The following is a 14,003-nucleotide window of genomic DNA, read 5'->3' on the forward strand; positions in this document are numbered from 1 at the left end:
CCCGACAACCGCCCTCGGGAAGACCGCGTCTCTCATCGGCGTCACTCTTTCACCGGAACGCCCCAGGTCAATGACCGCCTCGCCGGGCGCCACCGGTTCGAGTGCCTCCTCGGGGTCCGTGTGCGGTCAACTGCCAGTCGTCGCCCTGCCGTTCGACGAACCCCAGAGAGTGAAGTTCGTACAGTCTGCCGATGACTTCATCGGTGCCGGCGCCGGCGGCGAGGGACACCTCCTCCACGCCTGCCGGGCGGCCCGCCGGGAGTGCTTCGAGGACCCGGGCGGCGGCCGGGTCCAGCAGGTCCCGGGGCAGCACCGGGCCGCGCCGCTCGGGAGCCAGCTCGCCCATGCCGCCGACCAGCTCGATCACCTCCGCCGCGTCCGTGACCAGCACGGCCTCGCCGCGCAGCAGTTCGTGCACCCCGGCCGAGAGTCCGCTGGTCGCGGGCCCGGGGACGCCCATAGTGAGGCGTCCCAGCTCCCGGGCCCGGCGGGCGGTGACCAGGGAGCCGCTGCGTACGGCCGCCTCCACGACCACCGTGCCCCTGGTGAGGGCGGCGATGACCCGGTTGCGCAGCACGAACCGGCTCGGGGTCGGGTGGCTGCCGGGCGGCAGCTCGCCCAGGACGAGGCCCTGGCCGGCGATCCGGCCGAGCAGTCCGGCGTGCCCGCGCGGATAGGCCACGTCCGCCCCGCAGGCCAGGACCGCGACCGTGGCGCCGCCGGCGGCGAGGGCTCCCCGGTGGGCCGCTCCGTCGATCCCGTATGCCGCCCCGGAGACCACCACCCAGCCGCGCTCGGCCAGACCCGCCGCCAGGGTCTGCGCCATGTGCGCCCCGTACGGGGTGCAGGCCCGGGCCCCGACCACGGCGACCGAGCGCAGCGCCCAGGTCCGCAGGTCCGCCCCGCCGCGCAGCCACAGTCCGACGGGTCGGGCGTCGCCCAGGTCGTCGAGCTGGGTCGGCCACCGCGCCGACCCGGGGCAGAGGAACCGCACCCCGGCCTCGGCGGCCTCCGCCAGATCCCGCCGGGGGTCGGCGAGGGCGGCCCGTCTGCGGTATCCGGCGAGCCGCTCCGGGCCCACCCCGACCAGGCGTTCCGCCCCCGGGCCGGTGTCGGTGGTCCCGGTCAGCAGCCGTATCAGCCCGACGGCGCCGAACTCCCGCAGCCACCGCCCGCCGTGCTCGTCGCCGGGTTCGAGCACCCGGGTCAGCGCCGCCCGGGCCAACAACTCGGGCCCCGGCTCGGCACCGCCCACCTCGGCGGCGTCCGGCTCGCCCCGGTCCCTCCCGGCCGGGTCCGGGTGAGCCGCGTCCGGATGAGCCGGATCGGGGTGAGCCGCGTCCGGATGAGCCGGATCGGGGCGAGCCGGATCCGGGTGAGCCGGATCCGGGTGAGCCGGATCCGGGTGAGCGGCGTCCGGTTCGGCGGCGTCCGGTCCGGCGGCGTCCGGTTCCCGCACGGCGCTCATGACCCGGCTCCCATGGCCGCCGTCGCCCCGCGTGCGATCCCGGTGCGCAACTCCAGCGCGACGGCCACGTCCAACGCGTCGGGACGGTCGTTGCCGCGCAGGTCGGCCACGGTCCAGGCGACCCGCAGCACCCGGTCCAGCCCCCGCGCCGTGAGCAGCCCCCGCTCCAGGTCCCGCTCGGCCTGGGCCAGCGCCCCCGGGCCGGCCTGCCAGCGGGTGCGCAGCTCGTGCCCTGGGATCTCGGAGTTGAGCCGCCACGGGGTGCCGTCGAGCCGGGCGGCGGCCCGGTCCCGGGCTTCGCGGACCCGGTCGGCCACCACCGCGGTGGCCTCACCCCGACCGCCCTGCCCCAGCAGGTCGGAGCGGGTCACGGGCTCCACCTCGACACGGAGGTCGACCCGGTCGAGCAGCGGCCCGGACAGTCTCGCCTGGTAGCGCCGGACCACCGAGGCCGGGCATTCGCAGCCGGCCCCCTGGAGCGTGTGCCGCCCGCACGGACAGGGGTTGGCCGCGAGCACCATCAGGAACCGGGCCGGCAGCCTTACCACCCCGGCGGCCCGGGCGATGACCACGTGCCCCGCTTCGAGGGGCTGGCGCAGGGCGTCCAACGCCTTCGAGCCGAACTCGGGGGCCTCGTCCAGGAACAACACGCCGCGGTGGGCCAAGGAGACCGCCCCCGGCCGGGGCACCCCGGCCCCACCACCGACCAGCGACTGCATGGTCGCGGAGTGGTGCGGGGCGCAGTACGGCGGCCTCGCGAGCAGGGGTTCGCCGGGCGGCAGGATTCCCGCGACCGAGTGGACGGCCGTCACCTCCAGGGAATCCTGACGGGTGAGCGGCGGCAGGATCCAGGGCAGCCGCTCGGCGAGCATCGTCTTGCCCGCGCCCGGCGGACCGCTGAGGAAGAGGTGGTGTCCGCCCGAGGCGGCCACCTCCAAGGCCCGGCGGGCCGCGTACTGCCCCGCGACGTCGGCGAGGTCCGGGATGTCCGGCCCGTCGCCCACCGCCCCGCCGCCGCGGGCGATGCCGGTACCCAGCCCCGCGCCGGGGACGAGCAGCCCGGCCAGTATCGGATCGGGCCGCCCGACGCCCGGACGGTCCTCCTCCTCGGGAACCTCCCCGTCGGTCAGGACGGCGATCAGCTGCCGCAGGCTGCGAACGCCGAGCACGCTGACGTCCGGGACGAGCATCGCCTCGGCGGCGCACTGCTGTGGCACCACCACCTGCCGGTAGCCCGCCTCGGCGGCGGCCAGGACGGCGGGCAGGATGCCCCGCACGGGCCGCACCCCGCCGTCGAGACCGAGTTCCCCGATCAGGACGAGATCGGCGATGGCACCCGGTTCGACCACCTCGGCCGCCCCCAGGACAGCGGCGGCCATGGCGAGATCGAACCCGGAACCCCCCTTGGGTACGGAGGCCGGGCTGAGTCCGACCGTGAGTTTCTTCTGCGGCCAGGCGGCGCCGGAGTTGACCACGGCGGCCCGCACCCGGTCCCGGCTCTCGACCAGCGTCTTGTCGGGCAGCCCCACCAGGGTGAAGGCCGCGACGCCCGGCTCCAGGTCGGCCTGCACCTCGACGACCACGCCCTCGACCCCCACCAGGGCCACCGAGCAGGCCCGCGCGAACCCCATCAGGCCGCCCCCCTGACGTGCTCCACCACGGGCGCGCCGCGCCGCGGCAGCAGGATTCCGACGAGGTCGATCCGCACTCCGCCCGGTGGCGGCCCCCCGTGGTCGGCGAGCCAGCGCCCGGCGAGCCGGCGCAACCGCTCGGCCTTGCCGGCCCGGACGGCGGCCATCGGATGCTCGAACACCGTCTGCCGGGCCGCCCCCGAGCTGCGCGTCTTCACCTCGCACACGACGAGGCAGTCCCCGTCCCGCGCGACGATGTCGATCTCCCCGCTCCGACATCGCCAGTTCCGGGCGATCACCGTCATCCCGGACTCGGTGAGCCGCCGTACCGCGAGTTCCTCGCCGTACCGGCCCAATGCCTGTTGCGCCGCGCTCTTCGCGTTCATCCGGCACCACCTCCGGCACCGACGATCCCGCGCTCCCGCCCCCTGTGTGGATCTTGGTGGACAACCGCGGCGTTGTGGAAAACCCGGTCACCCCCGTGGGTGACACAAGGGCTCGCACACGGCCCTCGGACGGATCAGCTCCCGGGAAGTTCGAGGTCGCTCTTGTTGAGCTCCTCGATGTTCACGTCCTTGAAGGTCAGCACCCGCACCTGCTTCACGAACCGGGCCGGACGGTACATGTCCCAGACCCACGCGTCGGCCATGGTGACCTCGAAGAAGACCTCCCCCTGGACCGAGTGCACCTGCATCTCGTAGTCGTTGGTGAGGTAGAAACGGCGTTCCGTCTCGATCACGTACTTGAACAGACCGACGACGTCGCGGTACTCCCGATAGAGCTTCAGCTCCATCTCGGTCTCGTACTTCTCGAGGTCCTCGGCACTCATGGCATGTTCCCCTTCAGCCGTGCGTCCCCCTATTGTGCGCCAGACCCCCGTGCCCCTAAACGATTTCCGGGGCCAGGACCACCGGCGCACCCGGAGGACCGTCGTCGAGCAGCGTACGGAGCAGCCCGGCGAGTCTGGTCGGGTACACCGTCTCACGTGCCGACAGAAGTTCCTCGGAGGTCCACCACCTCGCTCCCGTGACGGTGCGCCGCTCCAGCTCGGTGAAGCCGGTCGTCACCGTCGCGGTCCGGGCCGTGCGGGCGAGGAAATACCACTCGTCCTGCTCCCAGCGGCGCCCGTCGAAGGGGAAGGCGCAGTACCGCTGCCACAGCACCGGCCCCAGCTCCACTTCGGTGATGCCGGTCTCCTCCGCGAGTTCCCGCAGCGCGGCCTGCTCACGCGTCTCGTCGCCCTCGACCCCGCCGCCCGGGGTGAACCACCAGTCGTTCGACGGGTCGCCCGGTTCGAAGCCGTGCAGCAGCAGGATGCGGTCGCGCGGGTCGAGGAGGACGACCCGGGACACCTTGCGGACCGGGTCGGTGCGCATCGTGGCCGGGTCAGCGGACATCGCCGCGCTCCCGCCGGCGCCCGCGCCCCAGCACCCGGGTCAGGGGCCCGTAGGCGGCCCCCAGCAGCACGAGGGCGGCCCCGGCCACGACCGCGGCGAGCTGGAGGCGCAGCGGGCCGGGCCGGGAGGTCCCGCCGGGGAGCGCGGCGTACGCGCGGGGGCGCTCCACCATCGACATCGACGGCCACGCCAGCGCGTCCACCCGGGCGCTGACCGCCGAGCGGGCCACGGTGCCCTGTCCGCTCTCCTGGAGGTGCGCCCGGGAGTCCAGCGAGGCCGCGCGGTGGTCGCCGAGCAGGAAGAGGTTGCCCTGCGGAACCTTGACCTCGAAGTTGGTGTCGGAAGCGCCGCCCGGGACCGGGACGGTCGCCGGGTCCAGTGGCGTGACGTGGGAGTCGTCGAGGTAGGGCTCGTCCAGCTCCTTGCCGTTCACGGTGAGCTTTCCGCCCGCGCCGCAGCACTTCACGGTGTCGCCGCCGACCGCGACCACCCGCTTGACCATGGGCGAGTTGCTCCACACGGAATCGGTGAAGATGACGACGTCACCTCGGCGCACCTGGTCGCCGTCGATGCGCTGGGCGAGGACCCGGTCGCCGGGCCGCACGGTCGGCACCATCGAGTCGGTCGGCACCGTGTAGGGCTGATACGTCAGCGCGCCCCAGACGAAACCGCCGAGGAAGAGCACGAAGCCGACGGCCACGGCGATTCCCGACAAGACGTTGCCGAGACCGCCGCGGCCGGTGCCGCCACCTCGTATGACCTGTGTACCGCTCGTTCGTGTTCCGCCCATTGCAGCGCCCCCACACTCCGGGATCGTCGACCTGGGCGGCACCCTACCCGGCGGTACGGCTGCCGGCCGGCTTCCGCCTGCGCCACAGGACGACCGGAACCGCGCCCGTGAGGCCCAGGGCCGCCGGCGCGAGGCCGACCGGCGCCAGTCCCGAGGCGTCCAGACCCAGCGCCGCGGCCTTGGCCTGGTTGCCGATGCCGGGCTGGTCGAAGGTGTCCGGGATCGGGAGGGTCGCCCAGCGGGTCACCGGCCACGCGACGACCACGGCCCGGCCGACGACGTCCTTGACCGGCACGAAGCCCTGGGTCGAGTCCTGCATGTGGTAGCGGGAGTCCTGCGAGTTCTGGCGGTGGTCGCCCATCACCCAGATCTTGCCCTTGGGCACGGTGATCGGGCCGAACGGGGCGTCGTCACAGGCGGTGTTGCCCGGGAAGATGTACGGCTCGTCCAGCGGCTTGCCGTTGACGACGACCGGTCCGCCGCGCTTGCACTCGACCGTGTCCCCGCCGATGGCGATCGTCCGCTTGATCAGGTCCTTCTCCTCGGCGGACGGCATCAGACCGATCCAGCTGAGGGCCTTCTGCGCGAAGTTCGGTTCCGGGGTGGCCTCGCCCGCGAGCCAGTTGGCGGGGTCGTGGAAGACCACCACCTCACCGCGCTCGGGCTCCGAGCCGAACCACGGGGTCAGCTTGTCCACCAGTACCCGGTCGCCGCGCTGGAGGGTGTTCTGCATCGACTCCGACGGGATCGAGAACGCCTGCACCAGGAAGGTCTTGATCAGCAGGGCCAGCAGCAGGGCGATGCCGATCAGGAGCGGCAGCTCCTTCCAGAACGACCGCTGGGGGCGCGCGCCCTCACCGCCGTTCTCGGTCTCGCCCTCGACGCCGTCCTCCGGCCGCTCGTCACCCTCGTCGCGTCCGGACCGCGCGCCTACCGCCACATCCCCCACATCCACTCCCTCACTCGGATTCGCCGCCCGTGCCGGTACGGACACGGGCCCTCCCCTCCCTTAACGAGCGGGAGTTCCCTAAGGCGCGGGAGACCGAGGACACACTATGCGAACCGCGCACCCCGACGCCGTCCCGCGCGTCCGCGCCGCCCGCGCCGCGCCTCGTCGGGCACCGTGAGGAAGGTCGCGGGCTGTTCCAGCTCGCGCCAGTGGCCGTAGGGCCAGGCGATCACCACGGCCCGTCCCACCACTCCGTTCTCGTCGATCGTGCCCTGGAACCCCTCGTCGAGGTGGTAACGGGAGTCGGCCGAGTTGGCCCGGTGGTCCCCCATCACGAACAGCCGTCCCCGCGGCACCTTGACATCGAACCGGATCTCCGACGGGGAGTTGCCCGGGTTCACGTACGGCTCATCCAGCGGCGTCCCGTTGACGGTGATCCGCCCCCGGGCGTCGCAGCAGGCGACCTCGTCCCCGCCGACGCCGATGACCCGCTTGATGAGGTCCTGTTCGTCCGCCGAGGGCAGCAACCCGATGAAGGTCATGGTCTGCTTGATCTGTTTGACGACGATCGGGTCCTTGGCCGGCCGGGCCGCCTCGCCCCTGAGCCAACCGCCCGGGTCCTTGAACACGACGACATCGCCCCGCTCGACCTTGGAGCCGAACCAGGGCGTGAGCTTGTCGACCAGGACCCGGTCACCGATCCGGATCGTCTGCTCCATCGAACCCGACGGAATGAAGAACGCCTGCACCAGGAAGGTCTTCAGCAGCAGGGCGATGCACAGCGCGACCACCACCAGCAGGGGCAGCTCCCCCGCCCTGCGGGTCCGTCTGCGCCGCCGGACCCGACGCGCCAGCCGGCGCCGCTCGGCCCGGCCTCCCTCGGGCTGGGGCTCGGGCCGGGGCGGCGCCGCCGCACTCGTCTCGGGCTCCGGCTCCGGCTCGGGGTCCCGCTCGGGACCCCGCCGGCCTCTCGGCCTCCCCCGGCTACCCATGTCCGCCCCCCGCGCTCCCCGTCGCGCCCCAGCGCGAGACGGGCCAGCCGATCCAGTCGGCCCGCCCGATCACCTTGTCCACCGGCACCATCCCCCCGCCGGGCTCGCCCAGGTGGTCCCGGGAGTCCCGCGACTGAGACCGGTGATCGCCCATGACCCACAGGGTCCCAAGCGGTACGACGATGCGGAAGGGCACCTTCGAGGAGGTGTCGCCGGGGTAGAGGTACGGCTCGTCCACCGGGACCCCGTTGACCTTCAGCCGGCCGTTCTCGTCGCACACCACGTCATCGCCGCCGACGCCCACGACCCGCTTCACGAAGTCGGTGTCGGAGGGCTCCGCGAGCCCGAGCACCGAGGCCGCGCCGTGCAGGGCTGCGCCGACCGGGTTGCCCTGCGGTCCCTCCGGGACGAAGGAGCCCGTGCCGTCGAAGACGACCACGTCGCCGCGCTTCGGCCGGTCGCCGAAACGGTACGCCAGCTTGTTGACCAGCACCCGGTCCCCGACCCGCAGCGTCGGTTCCATCGACCGGCTCGGGATCAGGAACGGCTGCACGACGAAGTTGCCGAGCAGCAGCACGAAGACCGTGCAGATCAGCCCCAGCAGCCCGGCCCGCCGCCAGGTCAGCCCGCTCGGGGCCAACGCACGGCGCGGCCGCCCCTCCCCCTCGTCGGGGGAAGAGCGGCCGCGCTGTGTGAGCTCTGCTTCGGTGTCCATCGGGGGGAGCCTATCCGGCCGCCCCCGGGACCCGGAGAGGAGATCAGCGGTCGCGCTTCTCCTTGATCTTCGCGGCCTTGCCGCGGAGCTCACGGAGGAAGTACAGCTTGGCGCGACGCACGTCACCGCGGGTGACGACCTCGATCTTCTCGAAGATCGGGGAGTTCACCGGGAAGGTGCGCTCGACACCGACGCTGAAGGAGACCTTGCGAACGGTGAAGGTCTCGGAGACGCCAGAGCCCTGGCGACGGATGACAACACCCTTGAACTGCTGGATACGGGAGCGGTTGCCCTCGATGACGCGGACGTGCACGTTGATCGTGTCACCCGGGCGGAAGGCCGGGACGTCGGAGCGGATCGAGGCGGCGTTGACGCCATCGAGCAGGTGAGACATGTTCTTCGTCTGCTTTCTTCGCACGACGCCACAGGCCGCCGGTGCGGATTTCCGTAGAGAATTCGGGAGCTGCGCCCTCTCGCGGACGACGGTCCCCCTGTGGCAGGGGCGTACGCGAGCACACAACAGCCGCCTATTCTTCCACGGTCCGCGGCCTACGCCAAAATCGGCCGTCGGGGGTGGGCTGCCAGCCCAGCAGACTCAGGATCTCCCGGTCCTTCTTGTCGAAGGCGGAGGCGTCGCAGCGCTCGATGAGGTCGGGCCGGTTGCGGGCCGTCCTGCGGAACGCCTCGTCCCGCCGCCACCGGGCGATCTTCCCGTGGTGCCCGCTCAGCAGGACGTCGGGGATGCCCCGGCCGCGCCACTGCGGGGGCTTGGTGTAGACGGGCCCCTCCAGCAGGTTGGCCATCTCGCCCGGGGCGAACGAGTCGTCCCGGTGCGATTCGGCGTTGCCGAGCACCCCGGGCAGCAGCCGGGCGACGGCCTCCGTGACGACCAGGACGGCCGCCTCGCCGCCGGCCAGGACGTAGTCGCCGATGGAGACCTCGTACACCGGCATCCGCGTGGCGTACTCGTCCATCACCCGGCGGTCGATGCCCTCGTACCGGGCCGGGGTGAAGATCAGCCACGGCCGCTCGGAGAGTTCGACGGCCAGTTCCTGGGTGAAGGGGCGCCCGCTGGGCGTGGGGACGACCAGGACCGGGCCGTGGGCGCCGGTCTCGTACCCGTCGGCGAGCGCCGCGTCCAGCGCCTCGCCCCACGGCTCGGTCTTCATGACCATGCCGGGACCGCCGCCGTAGGGGGTGTCGTCGACCGTGTTGTGGCGGTCGTACGTCCAGTCACGCAGGTCGTGCACGTGTACGTCGAGCTGTCCGCGCGCCCGCGCCTTGCCGACGAGGGAGACGTTCAGCGGTTCCAGGTACTCGGGGAAGATCGTGACGACGTCCAGACGCATCAGGCGTCGTCCCCGGCCGCTTCGTCACCCGCGGCCCCGGTGCCCGCGGCTTCGGCCTCGTCGGCGTCACGGCCGGACACGACCTCCGCGCGGTCGTCGATCAGGCCGGGCGGCGGCGTGATGACGCAGCGCTGCTCCTCCAGGTCGATCTCCGCGACGATCTCCTCGACGAAGGGGATCATCACCTCGCTGCCGTCGGGCCGCTCGACGATGAACAGGTCCTGCGAGGGCAGGTGGGAGATCTCGGTGATCCGGCCGATCTCCGTCCCGTCCTCCAGCACCACGTCCAGGTCCATCAGCTGGTGGTCGTAGTACTCGTCGGGCTCCTCCGGCAGTTCCGCCGGGTCCACTTCGGCGATCAGCAGGGTGTTGCGCAGCGCCTCGGCACCGGTGCGGTCCTTCACGCCCTCGAAGCGCAGCAGCAGCCGTCCGCTGTGCACCCGGCCCGTCTCGATGGTCAGCGGGCCCGCCGACGCCGGCTCCGTGCGGAGCACCAAGCCGGGCGCGAGCCGCAGTTCGGGCTCGTCGGTCCGCACCTCGACGGTGACCTCACCCTTGATCCCGTGGGCGCGGCCGATCCGCGCGACTACCAGCTCCACTGTCTATGTCTCCTGTTCAGACGACGACGGGCCGGGGCGGGCGCATTCGCCCTCCCCGGCCCGTGCCGGTGGTTCAACTCTTCAGCGGACCTGGTCCACGTCGACGAGGTCGACGCGGATCCCCCGACCGCCGATGGCGCCCACGACGGTGCGCAGCGCACGTGCGGTGCGGCCGTTGCGGCCGATCACCTTCCCGAGGTCGTCCGGGTGGACCCGGACCTCGAGCACCTGACCGCGGCGCAGGTTGCGCGAGGCGACCTGCACGTCGTCGGGGTTGTCCACGATGCCCTTCACGAGGTGCTCAAGAGCCTCCTCGAGCATGATCAGGCCTCGGTCGACTCGGCGGCGGCCTCAGCCTCGTCCGCCTTCTTGTCGGCCTTCTTCGCCTTCTGGGTGATGGCCTCGCCCTTGCCCTCGCCGATGCCCTCGAGGGCCTTGGCGAACTCGTCGAAGGAGCGACGCTTGCTCTCCTTCGTCTCCGGCTGCAGCAGCGGCGCGGGGGCGGGGAGACCCTTGTGGGCCTGCCAGTCACCGGTCAGCTTCAGGATGGCGAGCACAGCCTCGGTGGGCTGGGCACCGACGGACAGCCAGTACTGCGCACGCTCGGCGTTGACCTCGATGCGCGACGGGTTGTAGGTCGGCTGGTAGATACCGATCTCCTCGATCGCGCGACCGTCCCGGCGGGTGCGGGCGTCGGCGACGATGATGCGGTAGTGCGGCTGGCGAATCTTGCCGAGACGCTTGAGCTTGATCTTGACTGCCACTGGAGTGGTGTCTCCTGAACTTGACGTGGTTGGGCACATGAGATGCCACGTGGGGTTGCGGTACTCGGGTGCCCGATGGACGCGTCAGCCGGAGGAGAGAGGGGTCCTGTGCGACTGTCGAGTACAGCTAGCCATTGTGCCACATGCCCGCGGCGCGCTCGGCCGTAGGGGCGGCGGAGCGGGCGGCCGGACACCACGGAGCCCGCCCGGGACCCACGGCGGCCGGTCGACCGCCCGCCGGGCCGGGCGGCGGAGCACCGGGCCGGGCGGCACGACAGGCCGCCCGCCCGCTCGCCCGCGCGGCCGGGTCAGGAGGCGGCGACCGAGACGGCCACCTCGGGGATGCGGAACGGCTTCATGCAGCCACCGCAGACGATGGGCGCCTGGGCCAGCACCGACGGGACGACCCGCACGTTGCGCCCGCAGTCGCAGACCGCCTTGACCCGCACGCCGCCGCCGGAGGAGCCGTGCCGGGCGGCCGGCCCGCGGAAGCTGCGCTTGGTGTCGGCGGCCGTGGCGACCGTGTGCGCCTTGAGGGCCCGGTGCAGCCGCTCCATGGTGGGGCGGTAGCGCTTCTTCGCCTCGGGGCTGAGCGAGACCAGGGAGAAACCGCTGCTGGCGTGCGGCTCTTCGGAATGGTCCAGCCCCATCTCCTCGGCGATCGCCAGGAATCTGCGGTTGTGGTAGCGGCCGGCCCGCGAGGTGTCGCGGACTCCACGGGCGGCTGCGATGCCGTGGACTGCCTCGTGCAGCAGTCGCTCGAAGGAGAGCTCGGCGCCACAGGCGGACGACGACTCTCCGATCAGGGACTCGGGCGCGGCAAGGTCAGGCAGCTCGGGGTGGTACCGCTGAATATCGGCCCACGCCTGCGCCAGCTCTGCGGCGAGAACAGGTGGTGTCGTGCTCACGTCGTGACAACGAGCCGGGGTGCCCCGGTGTTCCGATTCCGGGCCATTGCAAATTTTTTGCACGTACCAGTCAGTTCACTCTGATGCGTCGCGACGAGGACGGGTGCGCATATCCCCGGAGGAGTCGGTACGTAAGGACGACTACGCCCCCGGCGCGCGGGGGAAACCGCACGCCGGGGGCGTAGGAGCCGATCAAGGGGCGATCAGTACGAGCGCGCCACGATGGCGAGGGTGCCGGGGGCGTCGTCCGCCTCCGGGACCGAGCCGTCCTCGGCGATCAGGCAGCGCACCGAGACGGCCTGCTCGGCCAGCTTCGCCTCGCCCTCCGGGCCCAGGTCCGCCCACGGGATGCGCGCCCAGCCACCGGCGACGGCGGCCTCGGCGGCCTCCTCGATCGTGGCGACGTCCGAGGTACGGGCCTCGCGGCGCTCGCGGGACTCGCGCAGCAACTGCGCCTGGTCCTCCTCCAGCACCTTGGGGAGCAGGTCGGCCAGCGCGGAGATCTGCACGGCCTCCTTGCCGCCCGGGATCCGGCGGGCCAGCATCGCGGTGCCGTTCTCCAGGTCGCGCGGGCCGATCTCGACGCGCACGGGTACGCCCTTGAGCTCCCAGTCGACGGCGCGGCGCCCGAAGGGGGTGTCCACGCGGTCGTCGACCTGGACCCGGATGCCGGCCGCCTTCAGCTGCGCCCCGAGCTCGCGGACCTTGGCCACGGCCTCGTCGCCCTTGATCGCCATGACGACGACCTGGACGTGCGCGAGCCGCGGCGGCACCCGCAGGCCGTTGTCGTCGCCGTGGGACATGATCAGGCCGCCGACCATGCGGGTCGAGACGCCCCACGAGGTCTGCCAGACGAGCTCCTGCTTGCCTTCCTTCGACAGGTACTGCGTGTTGAACGCCTTGGCGAAGTTGGTGCCCAGCTCGTGGCTGGTGCCGAGCTGCAGGGCCTTGCCGTCGCCCATCATCCCCTCCAGCGTGAGGGTGTTGATGGCGCCGGCGAAGCGCTCCTTGGCCGTCTTGCGGCCGAGCACGACGTCGATGCCGAGCACGTTGGTCATGAAGTCGCCGTACACGTCGCGGTGGATGCGCGCCGCGTAGTCGCGGGCGTCCTCGTACGTGGCGTGGGCGGTGTGGCCCTCCTGCCAGAGGAACTCGCTCGTCCGGAGGAACACGCGCGGGCGCATCTCCCAGCGCACCACGTTGGCCCACTGGTTGATCAGCAGGGGCAGGTCCCGGTAGCTCTGGACCCACTTGGAGAAGTAGTCGTTGATGATCGTCTCGGAGGTGGGCCGGACGACGACCGGCTCGTCCAGCTCCTTGCCGCCGCCGTGCGTGACGACCGCGAGCTCGGGGGCGAAGCCCTCGACGTGCTCGGCTTCCTTCGTCAGGTAGGACTGCGGGATGAACAGCGGGAAGTACGCGTTCTGGGCGCCCGCGTCCTTGATGCGCGCGTCCATCTCCTGCTGCATCCGCTCCCACAGCCCGTAGCCGTACGGCCGGATGACCATGGTGCCGCGTACCGGACCGTTGTCGGCCAGCTCGGCCTTGTTGATCAGATCCTGGTACCAGCGGGGGAAATCCTCCGCCTGGGGGGTGAGAACGGGTGCCTTTGCCATGGCGCGAATGGTACGGCGCCGGGCGCTCGATGCGTGAATCGGGTGGCGCACTCCTCTGGACGCGGGGCCCGATGGGGAGTTCCCTGGCAACGGGGGCCAGGGGAAACCTCCTAGGGGGCGACATGGAATCAGGAGCGCTCATTCGATGACATCGACGCCGACGACGACGCTCGTCGCCCGGGACTGGGCGGAGATCCAGGAACGGATGCTGGTACCGCTGTACGAGGCGGTTTACGACCGGCTGGAGGTCGGGCCCGGCGCCCGGCTGCTCGGCCTGGGGTGCGGGGCGGGGCTGGCCCTCCTGCTGGCCCAGCGGCGCGGGGCCTGCGTGACCGGTGTGGAGGCGGACGCGGCGCAGCGCGCCCTGGCGCGTGAGCGGCTGCTGGAGGTACGGCCGGAACCGCCGTCGACCGCGCGCCCGTACGACGTCCTGCTGGCGTTCTCGCCCGGCCGCGCGGCCTTGGCGGCGGCCCTGCCCGCGGTACGTCGGGGCGGGGCGGTGGTCCTGGCGGGCTGGGGGCCGGCGGAGCGGTGCACGGTCCCGGCGGTGCTGGGCGGCGGCCCGTCGCCGCGGGACCTGGACGCGCTGGTGACCGGCGCGGGCCTGGTGCCGGACGGGTCGGGGCGGGTGTTCTGCCCGTTCGGTTACGCGGACGTGGACAGTGCCGTACGGGGACTGCTCTCGACAGGGCTGTACGAGTCCGCCTCCGACCCGGCGCAGGTCGAGAAGGAGCTGACCGAGGCGCTTCACCCGTACGAGCGGCCGGACGGCTCCGTGTGGTTGCCGAACATCTTCCGCTACGTGATCGCCCGCGCCCGGTAGGA

General features: G+C 72.3%; 17 protein-coding genes. 1 reads left to right on the plus strand and 16 read right to left on the minus strand.

What is annotated here, in order from left to right; genetic code table 11:
• Positions 1–67: 67 nt before the first annotated feature.
• The 16 genes from dprA to proS all read right to left on the minus strand — a co-directional run bounded on the left by dprA (position 68) and on the right by proS (position 13,178).
• On the minus strand, positions 68–1,468 hold the full coding sequence (gene dprA / locus ACFVXJ_RS22415) for a DNA-processing protein DprA (protein WP_389664057.1): 1,401 nt from the start codon (positions 1,466–1,468) through the stop codon (positions 68–70).
• Positions 1,465–3,099, minus strand: a complete 1,635-nt coding sequence (locus ACFVXJ_RS22420) for a YifB family Mg chelatase-like AAA ATPase (RefSeq protein WP_389664059.1) — start codon at positions 3,097–3,099, stop codon at positions 1,465–1,467. The genes dprA and ACFVXJ_RS22420 overlap by 4 nt, the downstream gene beginning before the upstream one ends.
• On the minus strand, positions 3,099–3,485 hold the full coding sequence (locus tag ACFVXJ_RS22425; protein ID WP_389664060.1) for a YraN family protein: 387 nt from the start codon (positions 3,483–3,485) through the stop codon (positions 3,099–3,101). Before ACFVXJ_RS22425 ends, ACFVXJ_RS22420 begins: the two co-directional genes overlap by 1 nt.
• 134 nt (positions 3,486–3,619) lie before the next feature.
• Complete coding sequence (locus ACFVXJ_RS22430; RefSeq protein WP_006139554.1) at positions 3,620–3,928, minus strand: DUF2469 domain-containing protein; 309 nt, start codon at positions 3,926–3,928, stop codon at positions 3,620–3,622.
• A 55-nt stretch (positions 3,929–3,983) separates the two neighbouring features.
• Positions 3,984–4,496, minus strand: coding sequence for an NUDIX hydrolase (locus tag ACFVXJ_RS22435; protein ID WP_389664062.1), 513 nt, complete (start codon positions 4,494–4,496; stop codon positions 3,984–3,986).
• Positions 4,486–5,286 carry a signal peptidase I gene (gene lepB / locus ACFVXJ_RS22440; protein WP_389664064.1) on the minus strand — a complete coding sequence of 267 codons (801 nt, stop codon included), beginning with the start codon at positions 5,284–5,286 and terminating at the stop codon, positions 4,486–4,488. The genes ACFVXJ_RS22435 and lepB (ACFVXJ_RS22440) overlap by 11 nt, the downstream gene beginning before the upstream one ends.
• Positions 5,287–5,329: 43 nt before the next feature.
• Entirely contained in the window at positions 5,330–6,226 is an 897-nt protein-coding gene (lepB, locus tag ACFVXJ_RS22445; RefSeq protein ID WP_389664145.1) for a signal peptidase I, read from the minus strand.
• A gap of 113 nt (positions 6,227–6,339) precedes the next feature.
• Entirely contained in the window at positions 6,340–7,227 is an 888-nt protein-coding gene (gene lepB, locus ACFVXJ_RS22450) for a signal peptidase I (RefSeq protein ID WP_389664065.1), read from the minus strand.
• Positions 7,220–7,942, minus strand: coding sequence for a signal peptidase I (lepB, locus tag ACFVXJ_RS22455; protein ID WP_389664067.1), 723 nt, complete (start codon positions 7,940–7,942; stop codon positions 7,220–7,222). Before lepB (ACFVXJ_RS22455) ends, lepB (ACFVXJ_RS22450) begins: the two co-directional genes overlap by 8 nt.
• 43 nt (positions 7,943–7,985) lie before the next feature.
• Positions 7,986–8,336 carry a 50S ribosomal protein L19 gene (gene rplS / locus ACFVXJ_RS22460; protein WP_136213356.1) on the minus strand — a complete coding sequence of 117 codons (351 nt, stop codon included), beginning with the start codon at positions 8,334–8,336 and terminating at the stop codon, positions 7,986–7,988.
• A gap of 133 nt (positions 8,337–8,469) precedes the next feature.
• On the minus strand, positions 8,470–9,291 hold the full coding sequence (gene trmD, locus ACFVXJ_RS22465) for a tRNA (guanosine(37)-N1)-methyltransferase TrmD (RefSeq protein WP_389664069.1): 822 nt from the start codon (positions 9,289–9,291) through the stop codon (positions 8,470–8,472).
• Entirely contained in the window at positions 9,291–9,890 is a 600-nt protein-coding gene (gene rimM / locus ACFVXJ_RS22470; RefSeq protein WP_389664071.1) for a ribosome maturation factor RimM, read from the minus strand. Before rimM ends, trmD begins: the two co-directional genes overlap by 1 nt.
• Positions 9,891–9,971: 81 nt before the next feature.
• Positions 9,972–10,211, minus strand: a complete 240-nt coding sequence (locus tag ACFVXJ_RS22475) for an RNA-binding protein (protein WP_007266827.1) — start codon at positions 10,209–10,211, stop codon at positions 9,972–9,974.
• 2 nt (positions 10,212–10,213) lie between these two features.
• Positions 10,214–10,654: a 30S ribosomal protein S16 gene (gene rpsP / locus ACFVXJ_RS22480; RefSeq protein ID WP_136213353.1), complete on the minus strand. Its 441-nt coding sequence runs from the start codon at positions 10,652–10,654 to the stop codon at positions 10,214–10,216.
• A 308-nt stretch (positions 10,655–10,962) separates the two neighbouring features.
• Complete coding sequence (locus ACFVXJ_RS22485; protein ID WP_389664074.1) at positions 10,963–11,562, minus strand: hypothetical protein; 600 nt, start codon at positions 11,560–11,562, stop codon at positions 10,963–10,965.
• Positions 11,563–11,765: 203 nt separating this feature from the next.
• Positions 11,766–13,178 carry a proline--tRNA ligase gene (proS, locus tag ACFVXJ_RS22490; protein WP_389664075.1) on the minus strand — a complete coding sequence of 471 codons (1,413 nt, stop codon included), beginning with the start codon at positions 13,176–13,178 and terminating at the stop codon, positions 11,766–11,768.
• Positions 13,179–13,323: 145 nt separating this feature from the next.
• Between proS and ACFVXJ_RS22495 the strand changes: the two genes are divergently transcribed.
• Entirely contained in the window at positions 13,324–14,001 is a 678-nt protein-coding gene (locus ACFVXJ_RS22495; protein WP_389664077.1) for a methyltransferase type 11, read from the plus strand.
• Positions 14,002–14,003 lie beyond the last annotated feature (2 nt).

The organism is Streptomyces sp. NPDC058279 (assembly GCF_042881255.1).
Taxonomy (GTDB): domain Bacteria; phylum Actinomycetota; class Actinomycetes; order Streptomycetales; family Streptomycetaceae; genus Streptomyces.